Origin of the sequence: Streptomyces sp. NPDC059874 (genome assembly GCF_042731135.1) — a bacterium.
Lineage (GTDB): Bacteria > Actinomycetota > Actinomycetes > Streptomycetales > Streptomycetaceae > Streptomyces.
Genome location: NZ_JBHWJY010000017.1, coordinates 43,932 through 64,629, shown reverse-complemented (window position 1 = coordinate 64,629; position 20,698 = coordinate 43,932). Strand labels below are relative to the sequence as shown.

Annotated in this window: 24 protein-coding genes; 17 read left to right on the top strand and 7 right to left on the bottom strand. The window is 70.9% G+C overall.

Annotated elements, in window-relative coordinates; genetic code table 11:
* Positions 1 to 39: 39 nt before the first annotated feature.
* Positions 40 to 375 (bottom strand): YnfA family protein, encoded by a 336-nt coding sequence (locus ACFV9H_RS12790; RefSeq protein ID WP_385396945.1) that lies wholly within the window; start codon positions 373 to 375, stop codon positions 40 to 42.
* A 139-nt stretch (positions 376 to 514) separates the two neighbouring features.
* Here ACFV9H_RS12790 and ACFV9H_RS12785 point away from each other — a divergent pair, with 139 nt between their 5' ends.
* Positions 515 to 1,189, top strand: coding sequence for a hypothetical protein (locus tag ACFV9H_RS12785; protein WP_385397053.1), 675 nt, complete (start codon positions 515 to 517; stop codon positions 1,187 to 1,189).
* Here ACFV9H_RS12785 and ACFV9H_RS12780 read toward each other — a convergent pair.
* Complete coding sequence (locus ACFV9H_RS12780) at positions 1,177 to 1,926, bottom strand: Mut7-C RNAse domain-containing protein (RefSeq protein ID WP_385396943.1); 750 nt, start codon at positions 1,924 to 1,926, stop codon at positions 1,177 to 1,179. The genes ACFV9H_RS12785 and ACFV9H_RS12780 overlap by 13 nt on opposite strands.
* 41 nt (positions 1,927 to 1,967) lie before the next feature.
* Positions 1,968 to 2,384, bottom strand: a complete 417-nt coding sequence (locus tag ACFV9H_RS12775) for a winged helix-turn-helix transcriptional regulator (protein WP_385396941.1) — start codon at positions 2,382 to 2,384, stop codon at positions 1,968 to 1,970.
* A gap of 146 nt (positions 2,385 to 2,530) precedes the next feature.
* Here ACFV9H_RS12775 and ACFV9H_RS12770 point away from each other — a divergent pair, with 146 nt between their 5' ends.
* Complete coding sequence (locus tag ACFV9H_RS12770; RefSeq protein ID WP_385397051.1) at positions 2,531 to 3,427, top strand: NADP-dependent oxidoreductase; 897 nt, start codon at positions 2,531 to 2,533, stop codon at positions 3,425 to 3,427.
* Between the two features lie 32 nt (positions 3,428 to 3,459).
* Here ACFV9H_RS12770 and ACFV9H_RS12765 read toward each other — a convergent pair whose 3' ends face one another.
* Both ACFV9H_RS12765 and ACFV9H_RS12760 read right to left on the bottom strand, forming a co-directional pair.
* Positions 3,460 to 3,990, bottom strand: coding sequence for a GNAT family N-acetyltransferase (locus ACFV9H_RS12765; protein ID WP_385396939.1), 531 nt, complete (start codon positions 3,988 to 3,990; stop codon positions 3,460 to 3,462).
* A 10-nt stretch (positions 3,991 to 4,000) separates the two neighbouring features.
* Entirely contained in the window at positions 4,001 to 4,543 is a 543-nt protein-coding gene (locus tag ACFV9H_RS12760) for a potassium channel family protein (protein WP_385396937.1), read from the bottom strand.
* Between the two features lie 112 nt (positions 4,544 to 4,655).
* Here ACFV9H_RS12760 and ACFV9H_RS12755 point away from each other — a divergent pair, with 112 nt between their 5' ends.
* The gene (locus ACFV9H_RS12755; RefSeq protein ID WP_385396935.1) at positions 4,656 to 5,054 is read left to right on the top strand and encodes an SHOCT domain-containing protein; all 399 of its coding nucleotides are present in this window, start codon (positions 4,656 to 4,658) and stop codon (positions 5,052 to 5,054) included.
* On the opposite strand, the gene ACFV9H_RS12750 is transcribed toward ACFV9H_RS12755, so the two are convergent.
* Positions 5,008 to 5,952, bottom strand: a complete 945-nt coding sequence (locus ACFV9H_RS12750; protein ID WP_385396933.1) for an NAD-dependent epimerase/dehydratase family protein — start codon at positions 5,950 to 5,952, stop codon at positions 5,008 to 5,010. The genes ACFV9H_RS12755 and ACFV9H_RS12750 overlap by 47 nt on opposite strands.
* Before the next feature lie 263 nt (positions 5,953 to 6,215).
* On the opposite strand from ACFV9H_RS12750, the gene ACFV9H_RS12745 reads away from it, so the two are divergent.
* The 6 genes from ACFV9H_RS12745 (at position 6,216) to ACFV9H_RS12720 (ending at position 11,557) form a co-directional block, all read left to right on the top strand.
* A complete protein-coding gene (locus ACFV9H_RS12745; protein WP_385396931.1) occupies positions 6,216 to 7,406 on the top strand; it encodes a sensor histidine kinase in 1,191 nt (396 codons plus the stop codon).
* Positions 7,407 to 7,637: 231 nt separating this feature from the next.
* Positions 7,638 to 7,949 carry a hypothetical protein gene (locus ACFV9H_RS12740; protein ID WP_385396929.1) on the top strand — a complete coding sequence of 104 codons (312 nt, stop codon included), beginning with the start codon at positions 7,638 to 7,640 and terminating at the stop codon, positions 7,947 to 7,949.
* Between the two features lie 50 nt (positions 7,950 to 7,999).
* Positions 8,000 to 8,593 carry a DUF5819 family protein gene (locus ACFV9H_RS12735; RefSeq protein ID WP_385396927.1) on the top strand — a complete coding sequence of 198 codons (594 nt, stop codon included), beginning with the start codon at positions 8,000 to 8,002 and terminating at the stop codon, positions 8,591 to 8,593.
* Positions 8,590 to 9,921 carry a DCC1-like thiol-disulfide oxidoreductase family protein gene (locus ACFV9H_RS12730; RefSeq protein ID WP_385396925.1) on the top strand — a complete coding sequence of 444 codons (1,332 nt, stop codon included), beginning with the start codon at positions 8,590 to 8,592 and terminating at the stop codon, positions 9,919 to 9,921. The genes ACFV9H_RS12735 and ACFV9H_RS12730 overlap by 4 nt, the downstream gene beginning before the upstream one ends.
* A 12-nt stretch (positions 9,922 to 9,933) precedes the next feature.
* Positions 9,934 to 10,773 (top strand): serine hydrolase domain-containing protein, encoded by an 840-nt coding sequence (locus ACFV9H_RS12725; RefSeq protein ID WP_385396924.1) that lies wholly within the window; start codon positions 9,934 to 9,936, stop codon positions 10,771 to 10,773.
* Between the two features lie 94 nt (positions 10,774 to 10,867).
* A complete protein-coding gene (locus ACFV9H_RS12720) occupies positions 10,868 to 11,557 on the top strand; it encodes a response regulator (RefSeq protein WP_385396923.1) in 690 nt (229 codons plus the stop codon).
* A 144-nt stretch (positions 11,558 to 11,701) separates the two neighbouring features.
* Here the strand turns inward: ACFV9H_RS12720 and ACFV9H_RS12715 are convergent, their stop codons facing one another.
* Positions 11,702 to 12,139, bottom strand: coding sequence for a hypothetical protein (locus ACFV9H_RS12715; RefSeq protein ID WP_329390718.1), 438 nt, complete (start codon positions 12,137 to 12,139; stop codon positions 11,702 to 11,704).
* A 307-nt stretch (positions 12,140 to 12,446) separates the two neighbouring features.
* Here ACFV9H_RS12715 and hemL point away from each other — a divergent pair, with 307 nt between their 5' ends.
* The 8 genes from hemL to ACFV9H_RS12675 all read left to right on the top strand — a co-directional run bounded on the left by hemL (position 12,447) and on the right by ACFV9H_RS12675 (position 20,685).
* A complete protein-coding gene (gene hemL, locus ACFV9H_RS12710) occupies positions 12,447 to 13,769 on the top strand; it encodes a glutamate-1-semialdehyde 2,1-aminomutase (RefSeq protein ID WP_385396921.1) in 1,323 nt (440 codons plus the stop codon).
* A complete protein-coding gene (locus ACFV9H_RS12705) occupies positions 13,766 to 14,455 on the top strand; it encodes a histidine phosphatase family protein (RefSeq protein ID WP_385396919.1) in 690 nt (229 codons plus the stop codon). The genes hemL and ACFV9H_RS12705 overlap by 4 nt, the downstream gene beginning before the upstream one ends.
* Before the next feature lie 175 nt (positions 14,456 to 14,630).
* Positions 14,631 to 15,848 carry a hypothetical protein gene (locus ACFV9H_RS12700; RefSeq protein WP_385396917.1) on the top strand — a complete coding sequence of 406 codons (1,218 nt, stop codon included), beginning with the start codon at positions 14,631 to 14,633 and terminating at the stop codon, positions 15,846 to 15,848.
* 77 nt (positions 15,849 to 15,925) lie between these two features.
* The gene (locus tag ACFV9H_RS12695) at positions 15,926 to 16,564 is read left to right on the top strand and encodes a TlpA family protein disulfide reductase (RefSeq protein WP_385396915.1); all 639 of its coding nucleotides are present in this window, start codon (positions 15,926 to 15,928) and stop codon (positions 16,562 to 16,564) included.
* Between the two features lie 10 nt (positions 16,565 to 16,574).
* Positions 16,575 to 17,312, top strand: coding sequence for a cytochrome c biogenesis CcdA family protein (locus ACFV9H_RS12690; RefSeq protein ID WP_385396913.1), 738 nt, complete (start codon positions 16,575 to 16,577; stop codon positions 17,310 to 17,312).
* 13 nt (positions 17,313 to 17,325) lie between these two features.
* On the top strand, positions 17,326 to 19,077 hold the full coding sequence (locus tag ACFV9H_RS12685; protein ID WP_385396911.1) for a cytochrome c biogenesis protein ResB: 1,752 nt from the start codon (positions 17,326 to 17,328) through the stop codon (positions 19,075 to 19,077).
* Complete coding sequence (gene ccsB, locus ACFV9H_RS12680; protein ID WP_385396909.1) at positions 19,074 to 20,156, top strand: c-type cytochrome biogenesis protein CcsB; 1,083 nt, start codon at positions 19,074 to 19,076, stop codon at positions 20,154 to 20,156. The genes ACFV9H_RS12685 and ccsB overlap by 4 nt, the downstream gene beginning before the upstream one ends.
* Positions 20,157 to 20,181: 25 nt before the next feature.
* Positions 20,182 to 20,685, top strand: a complete 504-nt coding sequence (locus tag ACFV9H_RS12675; protein WP_385396907.1) for an SRPBCC domain-containing protein — start codon at positions 20,182 to 20,184, stop codon at positions 20,683 to 20,685.
* The last annotated feature ends 13 nt before the right edge of the window (positions 20,686 to 20,698 follow it).

Genomic DNA, 20,698 nt, shown 5'->3' with positions numbered 1-20,698 from the left:
CGGGCGAATACTCGCCAGCATAGGCGGGTGGGCGGGGGCTCAGCGGCCCCGCGGGGCGTACATGATCACGGCCATTCCGGCGAGGCAGACGAGGGCTCCGGCGATGTCCCAGCGGTCGGGGCGGTAGCCGTCGGCGACGACGCCCCAGGCGAGGGACCCGGCGACGAAGACCCCGCCGTAGGCGGCGAGGACGCGGGCGAAGTCGCCCTGGGGCTGGAGGGTGGCGACGAAGCCGTAGAGGCCGAGCGCGATGACTCCGGCGCCGATCCAGGCCCAGCCCTTGTGCTCGCGCACGCCCTGCCAGACGAGCCAGGCGCCGCCGATCTCCAGGAGGGCGGCGAGGGTGAAGAGGGCGGCGGAGCGGGCGATCAGCATGGCTGGAAGGTTACGGAAGGCAAGGCCGGGGAGGCGCGGGCGAATGGGGGCACGGCCCGCCCTCATTCGTGTGATGGTCCGACCGGGCGGGCTCGGTGCCGGCTAGCCTCCGCGCGAAGAGGAGGTGGTGGCCGTGGCGATGCGCCGTGTTGCCGTGTCGGGTGTGGTGGTGGCGGGGTTGGCCGGGCTGCTGGGGTTCGGGATGGAGGCCCCCGCCGGGGCGACGACGGCCCTCGCGGAGGCGACGGTGACCCCCGCCGGGGCCTCGGCCGGGGACCGGGCCGAGCGGGAGGCGGGTGTCCGGGCCGAGCCGGAGGCGGGCGTCCGGGCCGAGCCTCAGCCGGGCTTCCCGGCCGAGTCGGAGCCGGAGGCCTCGGCCGGCCCCGAGGCGGATGCCTCGGTCGGGGCGCGGCCCGGCGGCTGGGCCGGGCCGGAGGCGGACGTTTCGTACCACGGTCGGATGGCCCTGGCCGACGCCCAGCTGCGGATCTGGCTGGTGCCGGAGAACGACGGGCCGTCGGAGCTGCCGAACGCGACCGTACGGGTGCGGCTGTCGGTCGATCTCGCGGACCGGCAGGAACTGGCGGTGGGCTGCGCCCGGGCCGGGCTGCGCGAGGTGGTGTGCGAGACCGGGCCGATGCCGCTGCACGGGCGCGGCCGGCACATCGGGATGGTGTTGGGGCTGCGGGAGCGGGCCCCGGAGGTGGTGGTGCGGGTGGACACGTGGTGGAACGGCGGCGCCACCGACCGCAACCTCGCCAACAACGAGCACGTGGTGCTCGCGTTGGACACCGGTGACGCCTACGCCTTCTGAGCCGGGGCTCCGGTGCCGAATTCCGTGAGGGCCTCGTCGACGATCCGCTCCAGGCGGGCGTGGTGGGCGCCGCGCCAGTAGACGCGTTCGCAGTCGGTGCACTGCGCGAACACGTCGTACGAGCGGTGCGTGCCGCGCTCCAGGCGGTCGCCGACGCTGTCCTTGTCGGCTTCGCGGAGCGGCCCGTTGCAGGCGGTGCAGCGGGTCCACGGTGCGAGGACGGGCGCGAACCGGCTGAGTACGTCGCGCAGTTGCTCGTCGGGGTTGTCGCTGTAGACGTAGGCGCCGGCGAAGAGCTCGCGGCGGCGCAGCAGTCCGCGGTCGCGGGAGAGCAGTACGCGCCGTTCGGCGGCGGAGCGGGTGGCGAGGGCCGGGTCGCCGATGTCCTCGTTCTCGTAGGCGGCGTCGACGCCGAGCAGGCGCAGGCGGCGGGCGAGGGTGCCGAGGTGGACGTCGAGGAGGAAGCGGAGCGGGGCGTCGCCGTCGACGCGCTGGGGTCGGTCGACGCCGAACACCTCGACGTTCTGGCCGTTTTGGGGCACGTACGAGACGGGTACCTCGTGGCCGTCGACGAGGAGGCGGCCGACTTCGGTGAGCGGGACTCCGGCGGATTCGACGACGTGTCCGATGCTGGAGGCGCCGTCGGTGGCCGTCGGTACGCGCTCCGCGCGCCGGCTGGGGGCGGCGAAGAGGCGCAGGTCGGGGGAGAGGGTGAGCTGAATGCCGGGTCCGTTCACCTTGTCAGCATGCCACTGCGGGGGTGTGGGGCGCCGGGGTTTTAGGAGGCCGCGGCGGTCTCGTCGTAGGCCCGGCGGTGGGCGCTGACCTTGTCGAAGTGGTTCTCGGCCCACAGTTTCACGGAGGAGAGCAGGCAGGCGAGGCTGCCGCCGAGTTCGGTGAGCCGGTAGTCGACGCGGACGGGGACGGTGGGGGTCACGGTGCGGGTGACGAGGCCGTCGCGTTCGAGGGAGCGCAGGGTCTGGGTGAGCATCTTCTGGCTGACGCCGGGGATCCTGCGGCCGAGGTCGCTGTAGCGCATGGAGCGGTCGTCCGCCTCGGCGAGGGCGCTGACGACGAGGCCGACCCACTTGTCGCTGATGCGGGCCAGGAGTTGTCCGGTGGGGCATTCCTTGAGGAAGGCGTCGTAGGCGTGGCGGGCTTCTTCGCGGCGGGCGGCGGCGGTACGGGTGGCCATGGGTGCCCCACTTCCGGGTCGGGTACGCACTCCGAGGTACGTACTTACGAAAAGAGAGTACCTCTCCCTAGGTTAGTGCTCATCGGAAACGAGCCGACGAACCGGCTCGACGAGCGGAACGGGGAGAGATCATGAGCGACGCGACGATGAAGGCAGTGGTCGTGGGCGAGTTCGGCGGGCCTTCGAACATCGAGATCGCCGAGGTGCCGGTCCCGAGCCCGGCGGCCGGCCAGGTCCGCGTCCGGGTCCGGGCCGCCGGGCTCAACCCGGTGGACGGCGGGGTCCGCGCGGGGGTCTTCGGCGGGGCGGGGCAGCGGATCGGCCTCGGCTGGGACGTGGCGGGGGAGATCGACGAGGTCGGCGCCGGGGTGGCCGACTGGGCCGCCGGGCAGCGGGTCGTCGGGCTGCACTACGGGACGGTGAAGCCGCTGGGCACGCACGCCGAGTACGTGGTCCTCGACGCCGGCGCCATCGCGGCCGCGCCGGCCACCGTGGACACCGTCACCGCGGCGGGGCTCCCGCTGGGCGGGCTCACCGCCGCGCGCGCCGTGGAGCAGCTGGGCCTCACGGCAGGCTCCTCGGTGCTGGTCACCGGCGCCGCCGGGGTCGTCGGGGCGCTCGCGGTCCAGCTCGCGGCGCGGGCCGGGCTGGTGGTCACGGCGCTCGCGGGCGCCGACGACGAGGCCTACCTGCGCTCGCTGGGCGCGGCCGCGTTCGTCCCGCGCGGAGGGGCCCCGGCCGAGCCGGTGGACGGGGTGCTGGACGCGGCCGTACTGGGGGAGGCCGCGCTCGGCTTCGTCCGCGACGGCGGCGTGTACGTCGGCGTGATCCCGGGCGCGGCGCCGGCGGCGGAGCGCGGGGTGACGGTGGTGGAACAGGAGGTCGCCGCGGACGGGGAGCACCTGGCCCGCCTGGTCTCCCTGGTCGACGCGGGCACCCTCACGCTGCGGGTCGCGGACACCTTCGACCTCTCCGACGCCGCCAAGGCGCACGCGCACCTGGCGACCCCGGGGGTGCGGGGCCGGATCATCCTGACGGCCTGATCCCCAGAGCCGTGATCCTCAAGCCCTGACGATCACGGCCTGATCCGCCGGCACCAGTCGTTGCTCGGGTGGCGCACCCCGGGCGGGTACTCGAAGTCGACCTCGCCGAGGCATTCGAAGCCCGCCCGGCGGGCGACGGCGTTGGAGGCCGGGTGGTCGGTGCCGGGGAAGGCGTGCAGGGTCTCGCGGGTGGGGGAGCCGTGGGCGGCGACGTACGAGAGCAGCTCCCGCAGCGCGACCACCGCGAGGCCCCGCCCCTGGTACTCGGGCAGGATGCCCCAGCCGGTCTCGTACACCGGCTCGCCCTGCCACTCCCGCTCCCAGAAGCCGATCGAGCCGACGCTCTCGCCGGTCGGCTCCAGCACCACCCGGAACATCCGCCCGGCGGCCGGCTCCCGGGCGCTCAGGGCCTCGTAGCGCCGCTGCCGGTCGAGGAGCTTCGCGGCGGGCTCGGGTCCGCCGAGGTGCCGGGTCATGGCCGGCTCGTTCTTGCGCTCCAGCAGCCAGAAGTCGTCGGTCGCCCAGGGCGCCAGCCGTACCGCGGGGTCCTCGCGTTCCACCATGTCCCGCACCCTACGACCGCGGGTCGTCGGCGTCGGCCCCTTTTCGCCGCAGCCCGACCTGGACGGCGCCGAAGAGCACCTTGGCCACGACGCCGACCACGATCAGGTCGGCGACCATCTGCGCGGTGGTCAGCGCGCGGGAGGCCTGGGAGGCGGGCGCGATGTCCCCGAAGCCGACGGTCGCGAACACGGTGACCGTGAAGTACAGGGCGTCGGTCCTGCTCAGCGGCTCCGTGAACGAGGCCGGGTACCCCTTGGACAGCGAGAAGTACACCGCCGCGAACACCACCAGGAACAACGGCACGGCGGTGGCCAGGGCCTCGATGGCGCGCAGCCGCGGATACTCCGAACGGGCGATGGCGGAGACCTGTCGGGTGATCAGGACGCCGAAGACGGCGAGCCCCGTCAGCAGCATCACGATGGTGCCGGCGCCCACCTCGCGGTCCAGCGGGACCAGGTAGTACAGCCCGGTGAGCACGGCGGTCGCGGCCACCGAACGCAGCACGTGGCCGGCGACCCGGCGGCGGCGCTGCCGGTCGTTCGAGAGGCTCATGTGCCCATCGTCGGGGGCCGTCCGCCCCGCGTGCGAGTCCGATCAACGCCCGGTATGAAGGGTGAGAACGCATAGATGATCCACATATGTGCCGAAACGATCGGAGTCGGGCATGGACGATTACCCGCTGCTCAACCTCTTCTGGACGATGCTGTGGCTGTTCCTGTGGGTGATGTGGTTCTTCCTGCTCTTCAAGGTCGTCACGGACATCTTCCGCGACCACGGCATGAGCGGATGGGCCAAGGCGGGATGGCTGGTCCTGGTCCTCCTGCTGCCGTACCTCGGCGTCCTCGTCTACCTCATCGCCCGCGGGCCGAGCATGGCCGAACGGGACGCGAAGCAGATGAAGCAGAGCGAGGAGGCCTTCCAGGCGTACGTCCGCAAGGCGGCGGGCAGCGGTGCGGGCGGCGGCGGTTCGGTGGACGAACTGCACAAGCTCTCCGCCCTCAAGGACAAGGGCGACCTCACGCAGGAGGAGTTCGACCGAGCCAAGCAGAAGATCCTGGCGTAGCCGCGGCGTTCATGCCGACCCGGTGGTCCTGGTGGCGCGGGTTCCAGCCGAGCTCACGGGTCGCCTTGTCGTGCGAGACCCGCAGCCGGGTGTCCAGCATGAGCGCGCCGAGGTACGGGACCATCAGGCGCAGCGCCCACCCGGGAAGCCGGATCTGCCGTCCGCCACGTGCGGCGGCGAGCTCGCCCCAACCGGACGGCCGGTCGTCGACGATGTTGTACGCCTCGCCCGCCCGGCCGCGTTCGAGGGCTGCGACGGTGGCGTCGGCCGCGTCCTCGACGTGGATCCAGGGCACCACCCCGCCCCCGCCCATCGGGACCGGGGTGGTCCGGCTTCCCGGGGTGGGGTCGAACCAGGTTCCCGGGCCGTAGAACACCCCGTACCGCAGCGCGGTGCCCGCCACGTGGTCGGCGGCGAAGAGCCGGCCTTCGGCCTCCAGCAGGCCGGTGATGACGTGGTCGGCGACGTTCCCGCCACGGACGCCGAACGGGTCCTGCTCGGTGAGGATCCGATCGCCGTGATCGCGGTAGCCGTAGCCGAGGACGAGGGACTGGGTGAGGAACCTGCCGGCCCCGAGCACGCCGGCGGCCTCCAGGAGGTTCGCGGTGCCGCGCTCGCGCAGCACGTTGCTCGGGTCGTCCGCGGTCAGTGTGCGCTTGGGCGCCTTGAGCGCGGTCAGCTGGTGGATCACCGCGTCGGCCGACCGGCCGTCCAGGGCGCGCAGCAGCCCGTCCCGTTCCAGGGCGTCCGCCTGGACGGGCTCGGCGCCGAGGCCGCTTACGGTCGCGGCTGCTCCCGGGGTCCGGGCGAGCGCCAGCACCTCGTGCCCGCCGCGGACGAGTGCGCTGGTCAGGGGACGGCCGATGGCGCCGGTCGCTCCGGCAAGCAGGACTCTCATGGTCGACCTCCTGGACTGGGCCTCGCGGCCTCGTGGGGACACCAGCGAAGACAAGTGGGGCCGCCGGTGCGTGACACCCCGGCAGCCCCGATGGACGTGATCCGCATCACCCGGAGCCGACCGACCCGGGCGATCCGCCGCGCCCCTGCCCGTCCGCCGGCCCGGCCAAGGCGGCGGCCCGGCCAAGGCGGCGGCCGCGCCCTATAGTCACAAGCGACCGGGGAGTAACTTAGGGGGAGGTTCCTGGTGTTCGGAGCGAGCCCGTGTCGGTGAAAGCACGCCAGGCCCTGTGCCTGTTCGTACCGGCGGGCGCTGCCGCGGTCGACATCGCGGCCCAGCTGGAATGGGCGTATGCCGATGGGCATGCCTCCTGGGGATTATTTTGGGCGACGGTGGTTCTGTGTGCGATGCCCGTGGTCGTGCTGGGTCGACGTCGCTGGCCGATCGCCACGTTTATCACCACTTTGCCCGCGATGTACTGGTACGGCTACGTCCCGTCCATGATCGCGCTGTACACGGTCGTGGTCATGACCACCCGTCGCTGGGTGATCGGCGCATGCGCCGTCGTGTTCCTCCTCTGGAGCGGTTTCACGCTGAACCCCGAGTACGCCACGTGGGACAACCCCAACGACTATCTGATTCTGATGGTCGCCCTCGGCCAAGTCGTCCTTCCGGTCGTGCTGGGCCTGTTGGTCACCATCCGTGCGCAACTCACCGGACGCATCGCCGACCTCGCCGCAGCGCGCTCCCGCGAGGACGCCCTGTTGGCCGAGCGGCTGCTGGTGGCCGAACGCACAAGGCTCGCCCGTGAGATGCACGACGTCGTGGCCCATCAGGTGAGCCTGATCAGCGTCGAGGCCGCCGCGCTGCAGATGACCGCCTCGGATCCCGCAGTACGGGATTCCGCCCGCGCCGTGCGCACCATGGCCGCCCGCACGCTGGACGAGCTGCGCCAGGTGGTCGGGGTTCTGCGGGACGGGGGCAACCGCGCCGAAGCCCATGTGCCGCAGCCCTTGCTCGCCGACCTTCCGCGGCTCATCCGCGACTGTCGGCTCGACGTCGAGACGCACATCGACCCGCACGTTCTCCAGCCGGCCTCCGACTGCCCGGGCCGGTGGCCCGACCCGGTCCAGCACGCGGTGTACCGAACGGTCCAGGAAGCTCTGACCAACGTACGCAAGCACGCGCCGGGTGCCGCCGTGAGCGTGCGGCTCCACGAGTCCGACGGACACCTGCGTCTGCGGATACACAACGGCCCGCCCGGACTCGCCGACCCGCACCCGCACCCGGACCCGGTTCCGGAGCTGCCCTCCGGCGGCTTCGGCCTCATCGGGCTGGCCGAACGCGTCCATCTCATCGGAGGCACCTTCGACGCCGGCGTCACCGGCGAGGGCGGGCACCTCGTGACCGCGACGTTTCCGGCCCGGCTTCCCGCGCAGCGCGCGTCGTCGTAGGCCGGTCCGGCCGACCGGCCCCGGTGACTCGCACGAATTTCGGTGCCGTGTGAAACCACTTGGCCGGGCGAGCCGGCCAGGTGACGGGTGCCGAAAGGCCAGGCGGCGCCGAAAACATGGTCCTCGAACGGGGGATGCCGCGATCCGGCATGCCACGGCGTGAAGCTGCCCGCTCCGCGATCCACACGTGCGTGCCGCGGGCAGAGATCTACGAGAGAGGCAAGTGACGGAATGAAGAAGGTACTGGCAGGCGTCGGCGTGGCCCTCGGCGGGGCGGCACTGCTCATCGCCACCCAGGGGTCGGCGCAGGCCGCGACCAGCCAGGAGGTTCCCGCCACGGTCGCTTCCGCCGAGGGACCGAGCAACGCTCCGGCGGGGCTGGGTTCCTGGGTCGGCAAGGCCGCGGGCAAGGCCTGGGTGCACGGCAAGGCCGCTTGCTCGTCGGTGGCCAACGCCGCCGGAGAGTTCGCCAACATGGTCGGTGGCGTCAGCCCGGCCGGCATCCCCGAAGGCGCGTCCGTCGAGACGGTCTTCGACAAGTGAGAGATCACCGTTTGACCAAGAGGGTGGCACTGCTCGCAGGTGCCGCCCTCTTGGGCCTTCATTTCGCAGCCGCTGCCTTCTCGCAGATGCCGCTCACCCCGATGAAGATCCGGTACTTCAACACGGTCGCCGCCTATCTGGAGCCGTACTCCGCCCAGAACTGGATGCTCTTCGCCCCCGACCCGCTGTCGGAGGACCGCGGAATCCTGGCCCGCGCGCAATGCCGGGACGGCTCGGTCACCTCCTTCCACGACGTGACGACGAGGTACATCGAAGCGGCCCAGAGCAGCAGGTTCTTCCCCTCGCACATGTCGCGGCTGGTGACCGGGAACATGCAGCAGCTCAGTGGTTCGGACCCCGTGCTGGCCCGGTTGCGGGAGTCCGAGCGGGCGAAGAAGAAGACCGAACTGCCCCTCATGCCATACGAGAAGACCTCGCAGGACGAAGCCCTGCGCTTCGTCTCCCGCTACTCCCTGACGCAGCTGCCCGCCAACGTGTGCGGCGACGGCGCTCCTCCCGAGCAAGTACAGGTCCGCATGTACATCCATCAGCTCCCGCCCTGGTCGGATCGGCACAACCCTGACGCGGAAGGCAAGGTCGACGCCTACGACATGGACTGGCTGAACGCCGGGGAGCTCCGGTGAGCCAGACCCGCAAAGTCCGGCTGATCGATCGGCTGGACACGGCCGGCAGCCGGCCCTTCAGCGTGCTGGGCGTGAGCGGAACCCGGCTGCTCCTCGGCTTCGTCGGCTTCATGTACTACGCGAGCCAGTACGGCGACCGGCGGTTCCTCTTCGGTCCGGCCGGGGTGTATCCCTGGGCGGAGTTCACCGCCAAGGTCCACGAGGGCGGCACTTTCAGCCTCTACACCCTGAGCGACTCCACGCTGTGGTTCGAGATCGTCTTCCACGCGGGAATCCTGGCCGCGCTGGCGGTCACCTGCGGTGTCGGCGGACGGCTCGGCCTCGCCGTGCACTGGGTCCTGCTCTGGTCCATCTACCAGCGGCAGCCCGTGCTGCTCGACGGCGGGGACAACCTCGCCTATCTCGTCATCCCGATGCTGCTGCTGACGCGCTGCTACGACCGGCTCTCCTTCCCCACCGGTCTCGCCCGCACGCTCGCCCGGCGCGTTCCCCCGGTCCTGCGGTCGCTGTCCACACCACTGCACAATCTCGGTGTGCTCGCCATCGCCGTCCAGATGTGCCTGGTCTACGTGGTCAGCGGGCTGTACAAGGTGCAGGGAAAGATGTGGCAGGACGGGACGGCGCTGTTCTACGTCCTGCGCGTGTCCGAGTTCCGCCTTCCCGGCGTGTCCGACCTGGTGTACGGCAACGACTTCCTCGTCTTCATCGGAACGTACTCGACCACGCTGTTCCTGGTGTACTTCCCGCTGGGCGTACTCGTGCCACGACTGCGGCCCTGGGCTGCCGTCGTCTCCATCGGCTTCCACGTGTCCATCGGCGTGGTCATGGGCCTGACCGGCTTCGCCCTCACGATGGTGGCGTGCGACCTCGTGTTCCTGAGCGGGGCGCTGGAGACCGCGCTGGAGCGTGCCCGCATCGCCCTGCGCCGCCGTGAACCCGTACCGGCCGACGCCGTCCTGGCTTTCGACGGGGATTGCGGTTTCTGCCAGGCCTCCGTGGACCGGATCACCAGCCACGCCCGACCCACCCTGACCGCCGTGCCCTGGCAGTCACTTCCGGCCGAGACCACCGACCCGCATGTGGAGCGGCTGGACCGCGAGGTGTTGCTCCTCCTGGACGGGAAGGTTCTGGCCGGCGGCGCTCAGGCGCTGGCGGAATTCGTGCGGGATTCGCCCGTTCGCAGGTACCGGCTGGCATCGGGCCTGCTGCGCACACCCGGCCTCAGGGCGTGCGCAGCCGTCGGCTACCGCTGGGTGGCCGACAACAGGCAGCGCATGCCCGGCAGTTCGGGTGCCTGTACATTGCCCAGCTCCAGTACGCGCACCTGAAAGGGGCCTTCCGTGTTCCGGACGCCCAGCTGCCTCCTCGGCAACGGCTTCGAACCCCGTGTAACCCACGGCCACAGCTGCGACGGCTACGTCCAGATCGGATCGCTGACCAAAGTCGTCACCGGCACCGCACTCATGCGCATGGCCGAGGCCGGAGTCCTGAGCGTGGACGATCCCATCGAACGCTGGCTCGACACACCGCCCGGCAGCGGCATCACCCTGTTACACCTGGCGGACCACACCTCCGGGCTGCCCCGCCAACCCCTGGGGCTGCCGCGCAAGAACCCGTACGGCGGTTTCGACCAGGCCGCCCTGGGCGCGCTGCTCCCCGGTCTCGGCGAGATGACCACGGCTCCGCCCGGCGCGTCCGAGGAGTACTCCAACCTCGGGTACGCGCTCCTCGGTTCAGCTCTGTCCGCCGCTGCCGGGACCCCGTACGAGGAGCTCGTGCACACCTACGTCCTAGAGCCCCTGGGCATCGACGAGATGACGGCACATCCCCCGGCGGAGCGGCGTCTGCTCGCGACGACGAGCCTGCTGAACCGCCCTCGCAAGCCGTGGAGCATGGACGGCGCCATCCTGCCCGCGGGCGGCCTCTGGGCCACTCCCCGGGCCGCCGCCCATCTCCTCACGGGGCTGCTCGTGGACAGGCTCCTCGGGCCGCCGGCCCCGACCTGGCGGAAGACCGGTGCCGTGACCTGGCACAACGGCGCCACCGAAGGAGCGTCGATCTTCGCGGCCGCGCTCCCCGACGGCCGCTGGACCCTCCTCCACCGGCTCGGCGGGTCTCCCGCCACCACCGACCGCATGGGCGGTGAGGCCCTCGCGGCCTCCCGGCTCTCGGGCCGCTGACGCCTCGGGCAGGGGCGACGCCAGTATGATCTCCGGCGTCGCCCGCCTGGACCGCCGGGTGACATCCTCCTGGCGTCTGTGAACGGAGTACCAGGTGATCAAGGTCGTGATCGTGGACGACGAAGCCCTCGTCCGGACCGGATTCCAGCGCATCCTCTCCACGGAGAATGACATCGATGTCGTCGCTCTGACCGGCGGTGCGGGTGCGATCGAGGCCATCACCGCACTCGGCCCGCACGCGGTGCTCCTCGACATCCGGATGCCGGACGTCGACGGGCTCACGGTGCTGCGGCGGATCCGGGAACTCCCGGATCCGCCGGCCGTGTGCATGCTGACCACCTTCGACAGCGACGACCACCTCACCAGTGCCCTCCAGGCCGGCGCGGCGGGTTTCCTCCTCAAGGACACCGACCCCGAGCACCTGGCGCCGATGGTGCGCTTCATCGCCTCCGGCGGCATCGCGCTCTCGCCCCGGCCCGGCCACACGGTCATCGACGGTCATCTCGCCCTGCACGGGCGCCTGCCGGAGGGCGAGCCCAGGCCCCAGCTGACCGAGCGCGAGCACGAAGTCCTGTGGCTGCTCGCCGAGGGGCTGACCAACACCGCCATAGCCGGCAAGACGTACACGAGTCTCAGCACCGTGAAGGAACACGTCAGCGCCATCCTGACCAAGCTCAGAGCCACCAACCGCGTGCAGGCCGCCCTGGCGGCCGAGCGCAGCGGACTCCTGGTGAACCACGTCACGGACCAGGGCCCCGAACGCGGCACCGACCCGGCGCAATGACGCCGGGGCAGGCCCGAAGGTGACGAAGGCGTTCCGGCTCCCAGGCCCCGTCGTGGACGAGACGGGGCGGGCGTGCGACCGCGACTTCCGGGCAAGGCCGGGCAGCCCGCACGGAGGGCCGCCCGCAGCCGTCGGAAGACCGGGTCAGGGCCAGACCAGGCAGTACGCCTGGTGGCCGTTCTCGTGGAGGCGGTGGGAGAAGTCCTGCCACTCGTGGAGCAGCTGGTAGACGTTGAACGCGTCGCTCGGGCCGCCGCGGTCCGGGACCGTGGACCAGATGAAGGCCGCCGCGCCCACCGACTCCTCGCCGATGCCGCGCAGCGGGTCGACCACCGTCATCGGGAGCTTGACCACCGCGTAGTCGGGGTGCAGGACGACCAGCTCCAGCGGCGGCACCTTGTGGAGGGGTATGCCCTCGATGCCGGTCAGGACCATCGCGGCCACCGTCTCCGGCTTGATCTTGCTGAAGAGGCCGCCCATGCCGAGCTCGTCGCCGCCGAGCTCCTCAGGACGCATGGTGACCGGGACCCGGGCGGCGGTCGCGCCGTCGGGGGCGCCGAAGTACTTGTACGTCACTCCCATGCCCCGGCCGCCCTTGGGGAGACCGTCCGACGGCAGGGTGGGCCCGGGCACGGCGTCCGCCGCCTCCGTCGAACGGCGGCGGTGCTTGCCCCGGCGGCGGGCCTCGCGGGCTTCGCGGGCGCGCTGCGGGTCGAGGCCGTCCGTACCCTCGCCCGGTCCACCACCGCGTTGCATATCTCCACCCGACTGGTCTTGCTCGCCCCGGCCCCGTGGCCCCCGCCACGCAGCCTGATCATCATGGCAGTGACCTCCCCCGCGGCGACGCGGTGAAACGCCCGCCCGCAAGTCTGTCGCGGCCTCTGAGACCATGGCTGGTGTGAGCTACCCGTACCCGTATGAAGCCCCAGTTTCGCAGACGCTCTTCGAGCGCGCCTCCCTCGTGACCCCCGGCGGCGTGAACTCTCCCGTGCGCGCCTTCCGCGCCGTGGGCGGTACGCCCCGGTTCATGGTGTCCGGCACCGGTCCGTACCTCACCGACGCCGACGGTCGCGAGTACGTCGACCTCGTGTGCTCGTGGGGCCCGATGATCCTCGGCCACTCCCACCCCCAGGTGATCGAGGCCGTCCAGGCCGCCGTCGCCCGCGGGACCTCCTTCGGCACGCCCGGCGAGGGCGAGGTCGCGCTCGCCGAGGAGATCGTCGCGCGCATCGAACCCGTCGAGCAGGTGAGGCTCGTCTCCTCGGGGACGGAGGCCACCATGTCGGCGATCCGGCTGGCGCGCGGCTTCACCGGCCGGGCGAAGGTCGTGAAGTTCGCGGGCTGCTACCACGGCCACGTGGACGCGCTGCTGGCCGCCGCCGGTTCCGGGCTCGCGACCTTCGCGCTGCCCGACACCCCCGGTGTGACGGGCGCGCAGGCCGGCGACACGATCGTGCTGCCCTACAACGACCTCGAAGCGGTACGGGCGGCCTTCGCCGCGCACCCCGGCGAGATCGCCTGCGTGATCACCGAGGCCGCGCCCGGCAACATGGGCGTGGTGACCCCCGCCGAGGGCTTCAACCAGGGGCTCGCAGACCTCTGCCGCGAGAACGGCGCCCTGTACATCTCCGACGAGGTCATGACCGGCTTCCGTACCTCCCGCGCGGGCTGGTACGGCGTGGACGGGGTCAAGCCCGACCTGATGACCTTCGGCAAGGTCATGGGCGGCGGTTTCCCGGCCGCGGCCTTCGGCGGCCGCGCGGACGTGATGGGCCACCTGGCCCCGGCCGGGCCCGTCTACCAGGCCGGCACGCTCTCCGGGAACCCGATCGCCACCGCCGCCGGCCTCGCGCAGCTGCGCCTGCTGGACCAGGCGGCGTACGACAAGGTCGACGCGGTGTCGAAGCAGATCCAGGAGCTGGTCACCGCGGCGCTGACGAAGGAGGGCGTGGCGCACCGGCTGCAGACCGCGTCCAACATGTTCTCCGTCTTCTTCACCGAGGACGAGGTCCGCGACTACGACGACGCCAAGAAGCAGGAGTCCTTCCGCTTCAACGGCTTCTTCCACTCGATGCTGGCGCAGGGCGTCTACCTGCCGCCGTCCGCCTTCGAGTCCTGGTTCGTGTCCACCGCCCACGACGAGCAGGCGATCGAGCGGATCGCGGCGGCCCTGCCCGCCGCCGCCCGGGCCGCCGCGGAGGCCACCGCATGACCGGTAGCGACACCCCCGACCTCACCGTCGTGCATCTGGTGCGCCACGGCGAGGTGCACAACCCGGACGGGGTCCTGTACGGGCGCCGCGAGGGCTACCACCTCTCCGAGCTGGGCCGGCAGATGGCGGACCGGGTCGCCGAGCACCTGAAGGGCCGGGACATCACCTACGTGGTGGCCTCCCCGCTGGAGCGGGCGCAGGAGACGGCGGAGCCGATCGCCAAGACCCACGGCCTGGCCCTGGCGACGGACGCGCGGCTGCTGGAGGCGGAGAACGTCTTCGAGGGCAAGACCTTCGGCGTCGGCGACGGCGCGCTGCGCAAGCCGGGCAACTGGAAGCACCTGACGAACCCGTTCAAGCCCTCCTGGGGCGAGCCGTACGTCGACCAGGTGGTCCGGATGATGAGCGCGCTGGAGGCGGCGCGCGACGCGGCCCGTGGCCACGAGGCGGTGGCGGTCAGTCACCAGCTGCCGATCTGGATCGTGCGCAGCTGGGCGGAGAAGCGCCGGCTGTGGCACGACCCGCGCCGCCGGCAGTGCACGCTGGCCTCCCTGACGTCGTTCACGTTCCAGGGCGACAAGCTGGTGTCGGTGGGTTACAGCGAGCCGGCCCGGGATCTGGTCCCGGCGCATCTGTTGGCCGGCGCGAAGCCCGTGAAGGGCGCGTCCAAGGCGTTCGGCGCCTGATCGGCGCCTGATCGACGGACTGTTACGGGCCGTTACAAGCCTGTCCAACTAAATACAAGATGCGCGGGAATCACCGTGTCAGCACTCATCTCCGGTCAACTTGTCCGTTTATATGGACTTTGGGCCGTAATGCGTGATCGACAGTGGGGACGGTGAGATGCGCGACTTCAGGCGTATGAGTCGGAGGGGGCTGCTGGGCCTCGGACTTGGGGCTGCCGCCGCGGTGGGTATCGCGGGCTGTGGCTCACCCGACAGGTCCGAGCCCGGCACCCCCGGGCCGATAAAGAACCCCAAGCCCGGAGAGAAGCCCGCGGCCAAGGCCATCGGTGACGGCTCCACCGCCGACACCGGCCCGCAGCCCAACCAGCCGGCCAAGCCGGTGCCGCTCCAGCCCGGCGAGACGCCGCCGCAGTTCGTCGTCTTCAGCTGGGACGGCGCGGGCGAGATAGGCAACGGACTCTTCCCGCGCTTCCTCAAGCTCGCCAAGGACCACGGCGCGGGCATGACCTTCTTCCTCTCCGGGATCTACCTGCTGCCCGAGTCGAAGAAGAGCCTCTACCAGCCGCCGAACAACCCCGTCGGGGCCTCGGACATCGGCTACCTCAAGGACGAGAACGTCCGCTCCACCCTCAAGTACGTCCGCGAGGCCTGGCTCGACGGGCACGAGATAGGCACGCACTTCAACGGCCACTTCTGCGGCGGCTCCGGCTCGGTCGGCAAGTGGAGCCCGGCCGACTGGCAGAGCGAGATCGACCAGGCCGTGTCCTTCGTCACCAACTGGCGCACGAACACCGGCTTCACCGACCTTGAGCCCCTGCCCTTCGACTACCGCAAGGAACTGGTCGGCGCCCGCACCCCCTGCCTCCTCGGCCGGGACAACCTGCTCGCCACCGCCCAGAAGCTCGGCTGGCGCTACGACTCCAGCTCCCCCGGCGGCCTCCAGCAGTGGCCGGTGAAGCGGGCGGGGCTCTGGGACCTGCCGCTGCAGTCCCTGCCCTTCCCCGGGCACTCCTTCGAGGTGCTGTCGATGGACTACAACATCCTCGCCAACCAGTCGAAGAACACCACGAAGGGCGTCCCGTCCAACTACCCGGCCTGGCGCTCCCAGGCCACCGCCACCTACCTCGGCGGCTTCAAGCGGGCCTACGAGACCAACCGCGCGCCGCTCTTCATCGGCAACCACTTCGAGGAGTGGAACGGCGGCATCTACATGGACGCGGTGGAAGAAGCCCTCAAGGGCATGGCGGACAAAAAGGATGTACGGCTCGTATCGTTCCGTCAATTCGCGGACTGGCTCGACGTCCAGGACCCCAAGGTGCTCGCCAAACTCCGCGGCCTCGGCCCCGGCCAGTCGCCCGCCGGCGGCTGGAGCGCGTACACGGCCTCGACCTGACCCGGCCCTGACCAGCGCATTGGCTTCCCCTCGGGGGGCGCGGCAGATCCGCGAATTGCTCATGCGAAACTTTTCACATGAGCCTTAGCCGCGCCCTCCGTCGCCGCCGCTCGACCAGCGGCCGCCGCGCACTCCTGCTGCCCGCGGTGACCCTCGCGAGCGCCCTCACCCTCACGGCGTGCACCGACTCGGACAGCGGCGGCAAGCCGAACGGCAGCTCCGGCGGCAACTACGTCACGGGCGCGAGCGGCATCTCCACCGTCGCCAAGGGTGAGCGCACCGAGGTCCCCAAGCTCGACGGCGAGACCGTCGACGGCAAGACCCTCGACACCACCAGCCTCAAGGGCAAGGTCGTCGTCCTCAACGTGTGGGGCTCCTGGTGCCCGCCGTGCCGAGCGGAGGCCCCGAGCTTCGCCAAGGTCTCCAAGGAGCTCGCCGACGCCGGCAAGGACGTCGCCTTCGTCGGCATCAACACCCGCGACAACAGCAAGCAGAACGCGAGCGCCTTCGAGGAGAGCTTCGGGATCACCTACCCGAGCCTCTACGACCCCGACGGCAAGCTGATCCTCCGCTTCCCCAAGGGCACCCTCAACCCGAGCGCCATCCCCTCCACGATTGTCCTCGACAAGGAGGGCAAGATCGCCGCCCGCACCCTGGTCGCGGTCTCCGAGGAGCAGCTGCGCTCGATGATCGACCCGCTCCTCGCGGAGAAGTGAGCAGGCCGGCGTGAACACGACGGTCCTCAACGGCGCGCTGCTGCTCGCCCTGCCCATCTCGGTCCTCGCCGGGCTGGTCTCCTTCTTCTCCCCCTGCGTGCTCCCGCTCGTCCCCGGCTACCTCTCCTACGTGACCGGCGTGAGCGGCGCCGACCTCGCCGAGGCCCGGCGGGGCCGGATGCTGGCGGGCGCGAGCCTGTTCATCGCGGGCTTCACCGCCGTCTTCGTCTCCACCGGAGCCCTCTTCGGCTACTTCGGCTCCAGCCTCGAGGAGAACAAGGAGCTGATCTCCCGGGTGCTCGGCGCCCTGGTGATCGTCCTCGGCCTGTTCTTCATGGGGGCCATCCCGGGGCTCACGATGCGGGAGTTCCGCTTCCACAAGAAGCCGACGGCGGGGCTCCTCGGCGCGCCCGTGCTCGGTGTGCTCTTCGGAGTCGGCTGGACCCCCTGCATGGGCCCGACCCTCGCCGCCGTCAACACCCTCTCCCTCGACCAGGCGAGCGCGGGCCGCGGGGCGCTGCTGACCGTCGCCTACTGCCTCGGCCTGGGCCTGCCCTTCATCCTCGCCGCGATCGCCTTCCGCAAGGCGCTCGGGGCATTCGGCTGGGTCAAGAAGCACTATGCGTGGGTGATGCGCATCGGTGGCGGCATGCTGGTCCTGACCGGTCTGCTGCTCGTCACAGGTTTGTGGGCCAGCATCATCAGCGACATGCAGAGCTGGACCCAAGGCTTCACGGTGGGGATCTGAGGACTACACGCACATGAGTACGACAGACAACGCGTCCACCGAGGCGTCGCCCGAGCCGACCGAGCCGACCGAGCCGACCGAGCCCGCCCCGGCGGACACCGCCGCGGACCCCGGCGAGGCCGCGGCCGGCTCCCAGCTCTCCACCGCCCCCGTTGAGGACGGCGGTCCCGTCGGCATCGGCGTGATCGGGTGGGCCCGCTGGACCTGGCGCCAGCTCACCTCCATGCGGGTGGCGCTGATCCTGCTCTTCCTGCTGTCCCTCGGCGCGATCCCCGGCTCGCTGATCCCGCAGAACTCCGTAGACCTGATGAAGGTCGAGCAGTGGAAGGACACCCACGCCTCCTGGGTGACCGTCGCCGAGAAGCTCCAGCTCTTCGACGTCTACACGTCGTTCTGGTTCTCCGCGATCTACCTCCTGCTCTTCATCTCGCTCATCGGCTGCATCCTGCCCCGCACCTGGCAGTTCGTCGGCCAGCTGAGAGGCCGCCCGCCGGCCGCCCCCCGCCGGCTCGACCGGCTCCCCGCGCACACCACCTGGCGCACCGAGAAGTCCCCCGAGGAGGTCCTCGCGCACGCGAAGACGCTGCTCGCCGGGAGCCGCTTCCGGACCGAGGCCGGCCAGGGGCACGTCGCGGCGGAGAAGGGCTACCTCCGCGAGGCCGGGAACCTGATCTTCCACGTCGCGCTCATCGTGATGCTCGTGGCCTTCGCCTGGGGCAAGCTCTTCATGTCCGAGGGCGGCAAGCTCGTCCTGCGCGGCGGCGGCTTCTCGAACACGCTCACCCAGTACGACGACTTCAAGTCGGGCAGCATGTTCGACGCCGACGACCTGCCGCCCTTCAGCTTCACCCTCGACAAGTTCGACGCCACGTTCGAGGAGAGCGGCCCGCAGAAGGGCACCCCGCGCGACTTCAAGGCGTACGTCACCTACAGCGAGGGCGCCGACGGCAAGCCGAAGAAGGCCGAGATCGAGGTCAACAAGCCCCTGGAGATCGACGGCTCCAAGGTCTACCTGCTCGGCCACGGCTACGCGCCGATCGTCTCGGTGACCGACCCCACCGGCAAGGTGATCTTCAAGGACGCCGTGCCGATGCTGCCGCAGGACAAGAACCTCACCTCGGCCGGCGCCATCAAGGTCACCGACGGCTACAAGAACAAGAACGGTGAGAAGGAGCAGCTCGGCTTCTCCGCCCAGTTCGTGCCGACCTTCGCGGGCAAGGGCAAGGGCACGATGCTCTCCCAGTTCCCGGACGCGAACTTCCCGGTGATGGCCCTGAACGCCTTCCACGGCAGCCTCGGCGTGGACTCGGGCCTGCCGCAGAACGTGTACCAGCTGACCACGACCAAGATGCAGCAGTTCAAGAAGGAGAACGGCGACCCGCTCGCCAAGATGCTGCTGCCCGGGGAGTCGATGGAGCTGCCCGACGGCGCCGGCTCCGTGAAGTTCGAGGGCATCGAGCGCTGGGCCACCTTCTCCGTCACCCACCAGCCCGGCAGCGGCCTCGCCCTCGCGGGTGCGATCGCCGCCATCGTGGGCCTGGCCGGATCGCTGTTCATCCAGCGCCGCCGGATCTGGGTCCGCGCGGCGACCGGCGCGGACGGCGTGACCGTCGTCGAAATGGCGGGCCTCGGTCGCAGCGAGTCCGCCAAGCTCCCGCAGGAGCTGGCGGACCTCGCCGCCACGCTGCACGAGCAGGCGCCGAGCGCTCCTGCCGCACTTGCCGAACCACGTGTCGAAGAAACCCCTGAAGGAGAGCGCGGATGACGCCGCTCGCAGCCGCAGCCAACGAGAACCTGGCTCAGATCAGCAACTACCTGATCTATTCGTCGATGGCGGTGTACACGCTCGCCTTCTTCGCGCACATCGCCGAGTGGACCTTCGGCAGCCGTAGCAAGGTGGCCCGTACGGCCTCCGCGCTGACGGGCGCCGGCGCCGCCGCGGCACCCGCCGTGCAGGTGCGGGGCAAGAACGGCGCGACCGCCGTTCTGGACCGGCCCAAGGTCACCACCCGCTCCGCCGCCGGCACCCGCGACGTGCCCGACGGCCCCGGCGCCGCCGGCGGCACCGAGCAGGGCGACCTGTACGGGCGGATCGCGGTCTCGCTGACCGCGCTCGCCTTCGTGATCGAGGCGGCCGCGGTCGTCTCCCGCGCGCTGTCGGTACAGCGGGCCCCCTGGGGCAACATGTACGAGTTCTCGATCACCTTCTCCACGGTGGCCGTCGGCGCGTACCTGGTGCTGCTCGCCCTGAAGAAGAACGTCCGCTGGCTCGGCCTGATCCTGGTCACCACCGTCCTGCTGGACCTCGGCATCGCCGTCACCTGGCTGTACACCGACAGCGATCAGCTCGTCCCGGCCCTGCACTCGTACTGGCTGTGGATCCACGTCTCCACCGCGATCTTCTGCGGCGCGGTCTTCTACCTGGGCGCGGCCGGCACGGTCCTCTACCTCTTCCGCGACTCCTACGAGAGCAAGCTCGCGGGCGGCGGAAAGCCCGGCGCGTTCGCCTCGTCCGTGATGGAGCGGCTGCCCTCGGCCGCCTCGCTCGACAAGTTCTCGTACCGCATCAACGCGGCCGTCTTCCCGCTGTGGACCTTCACGATCATCGCGGGCGCGATCTGGGCGGGCGACGCCTGGGGCCGCTACTGGGGCTGGGACCCCAAGGAGGTCTGGTCCTTCGTGACCTGGGTCGCGTACGCCTGCTACCTGCACGCGCGCGCCACCGCCGGCTGGAAGGGCCGCAAGGCCGCCTACCTGGGGCTCTTCGCCTTCGCCTGCTGGATCTGGAACTACTACGGCGTGAACATGGTCCTCAACGGCCTGCACTCCTACGCGGGCGTCTGACCGCCGGGAGTGGGACGCTGGTGGCATGTCTCTCGTGAGCCATGCCACCAGCGAGCGCCGCGGCGAGAACCGCTGGCTGCTCCGCTTCGAGCTGCACCTTCCGTACTCCTACGAGGTGCTCTGGCCCGCCCTGACCACGGCGCACGGACTGCGCGGCTGGCTGGCCGCGGCCGAAGTCCTGGAACGCCGGCTCGGCGGGGCCGTGATGCTGCGCTGGCCGAACACCGGGACGGTCGCGACGGGCCGCATCACCGCCTGGGACGTCGAGCGCGTCGTGGAGTACTCCCTCACCGAGCACGGGCGGATCCGCTTCCACCTGGAGGCGGTCGGTACGGACTCCACGGTGATCCGCTTCGTCAACGAGCGGGGCGGCCCCGAGGATGAGCGCCTGGACTGCCTGGCCGGCTGGCACGAGCACTTCGAGCTGCTGGACTCCGCGCTGGCCGGACACCCGACGAACTGGGCCACCTGGTCGGACACCCGCTGGGCGGAGCTGCGCGAGGCCTACGCCTCCTTCTCCCGGGCATAGCGACCCGGGCTCC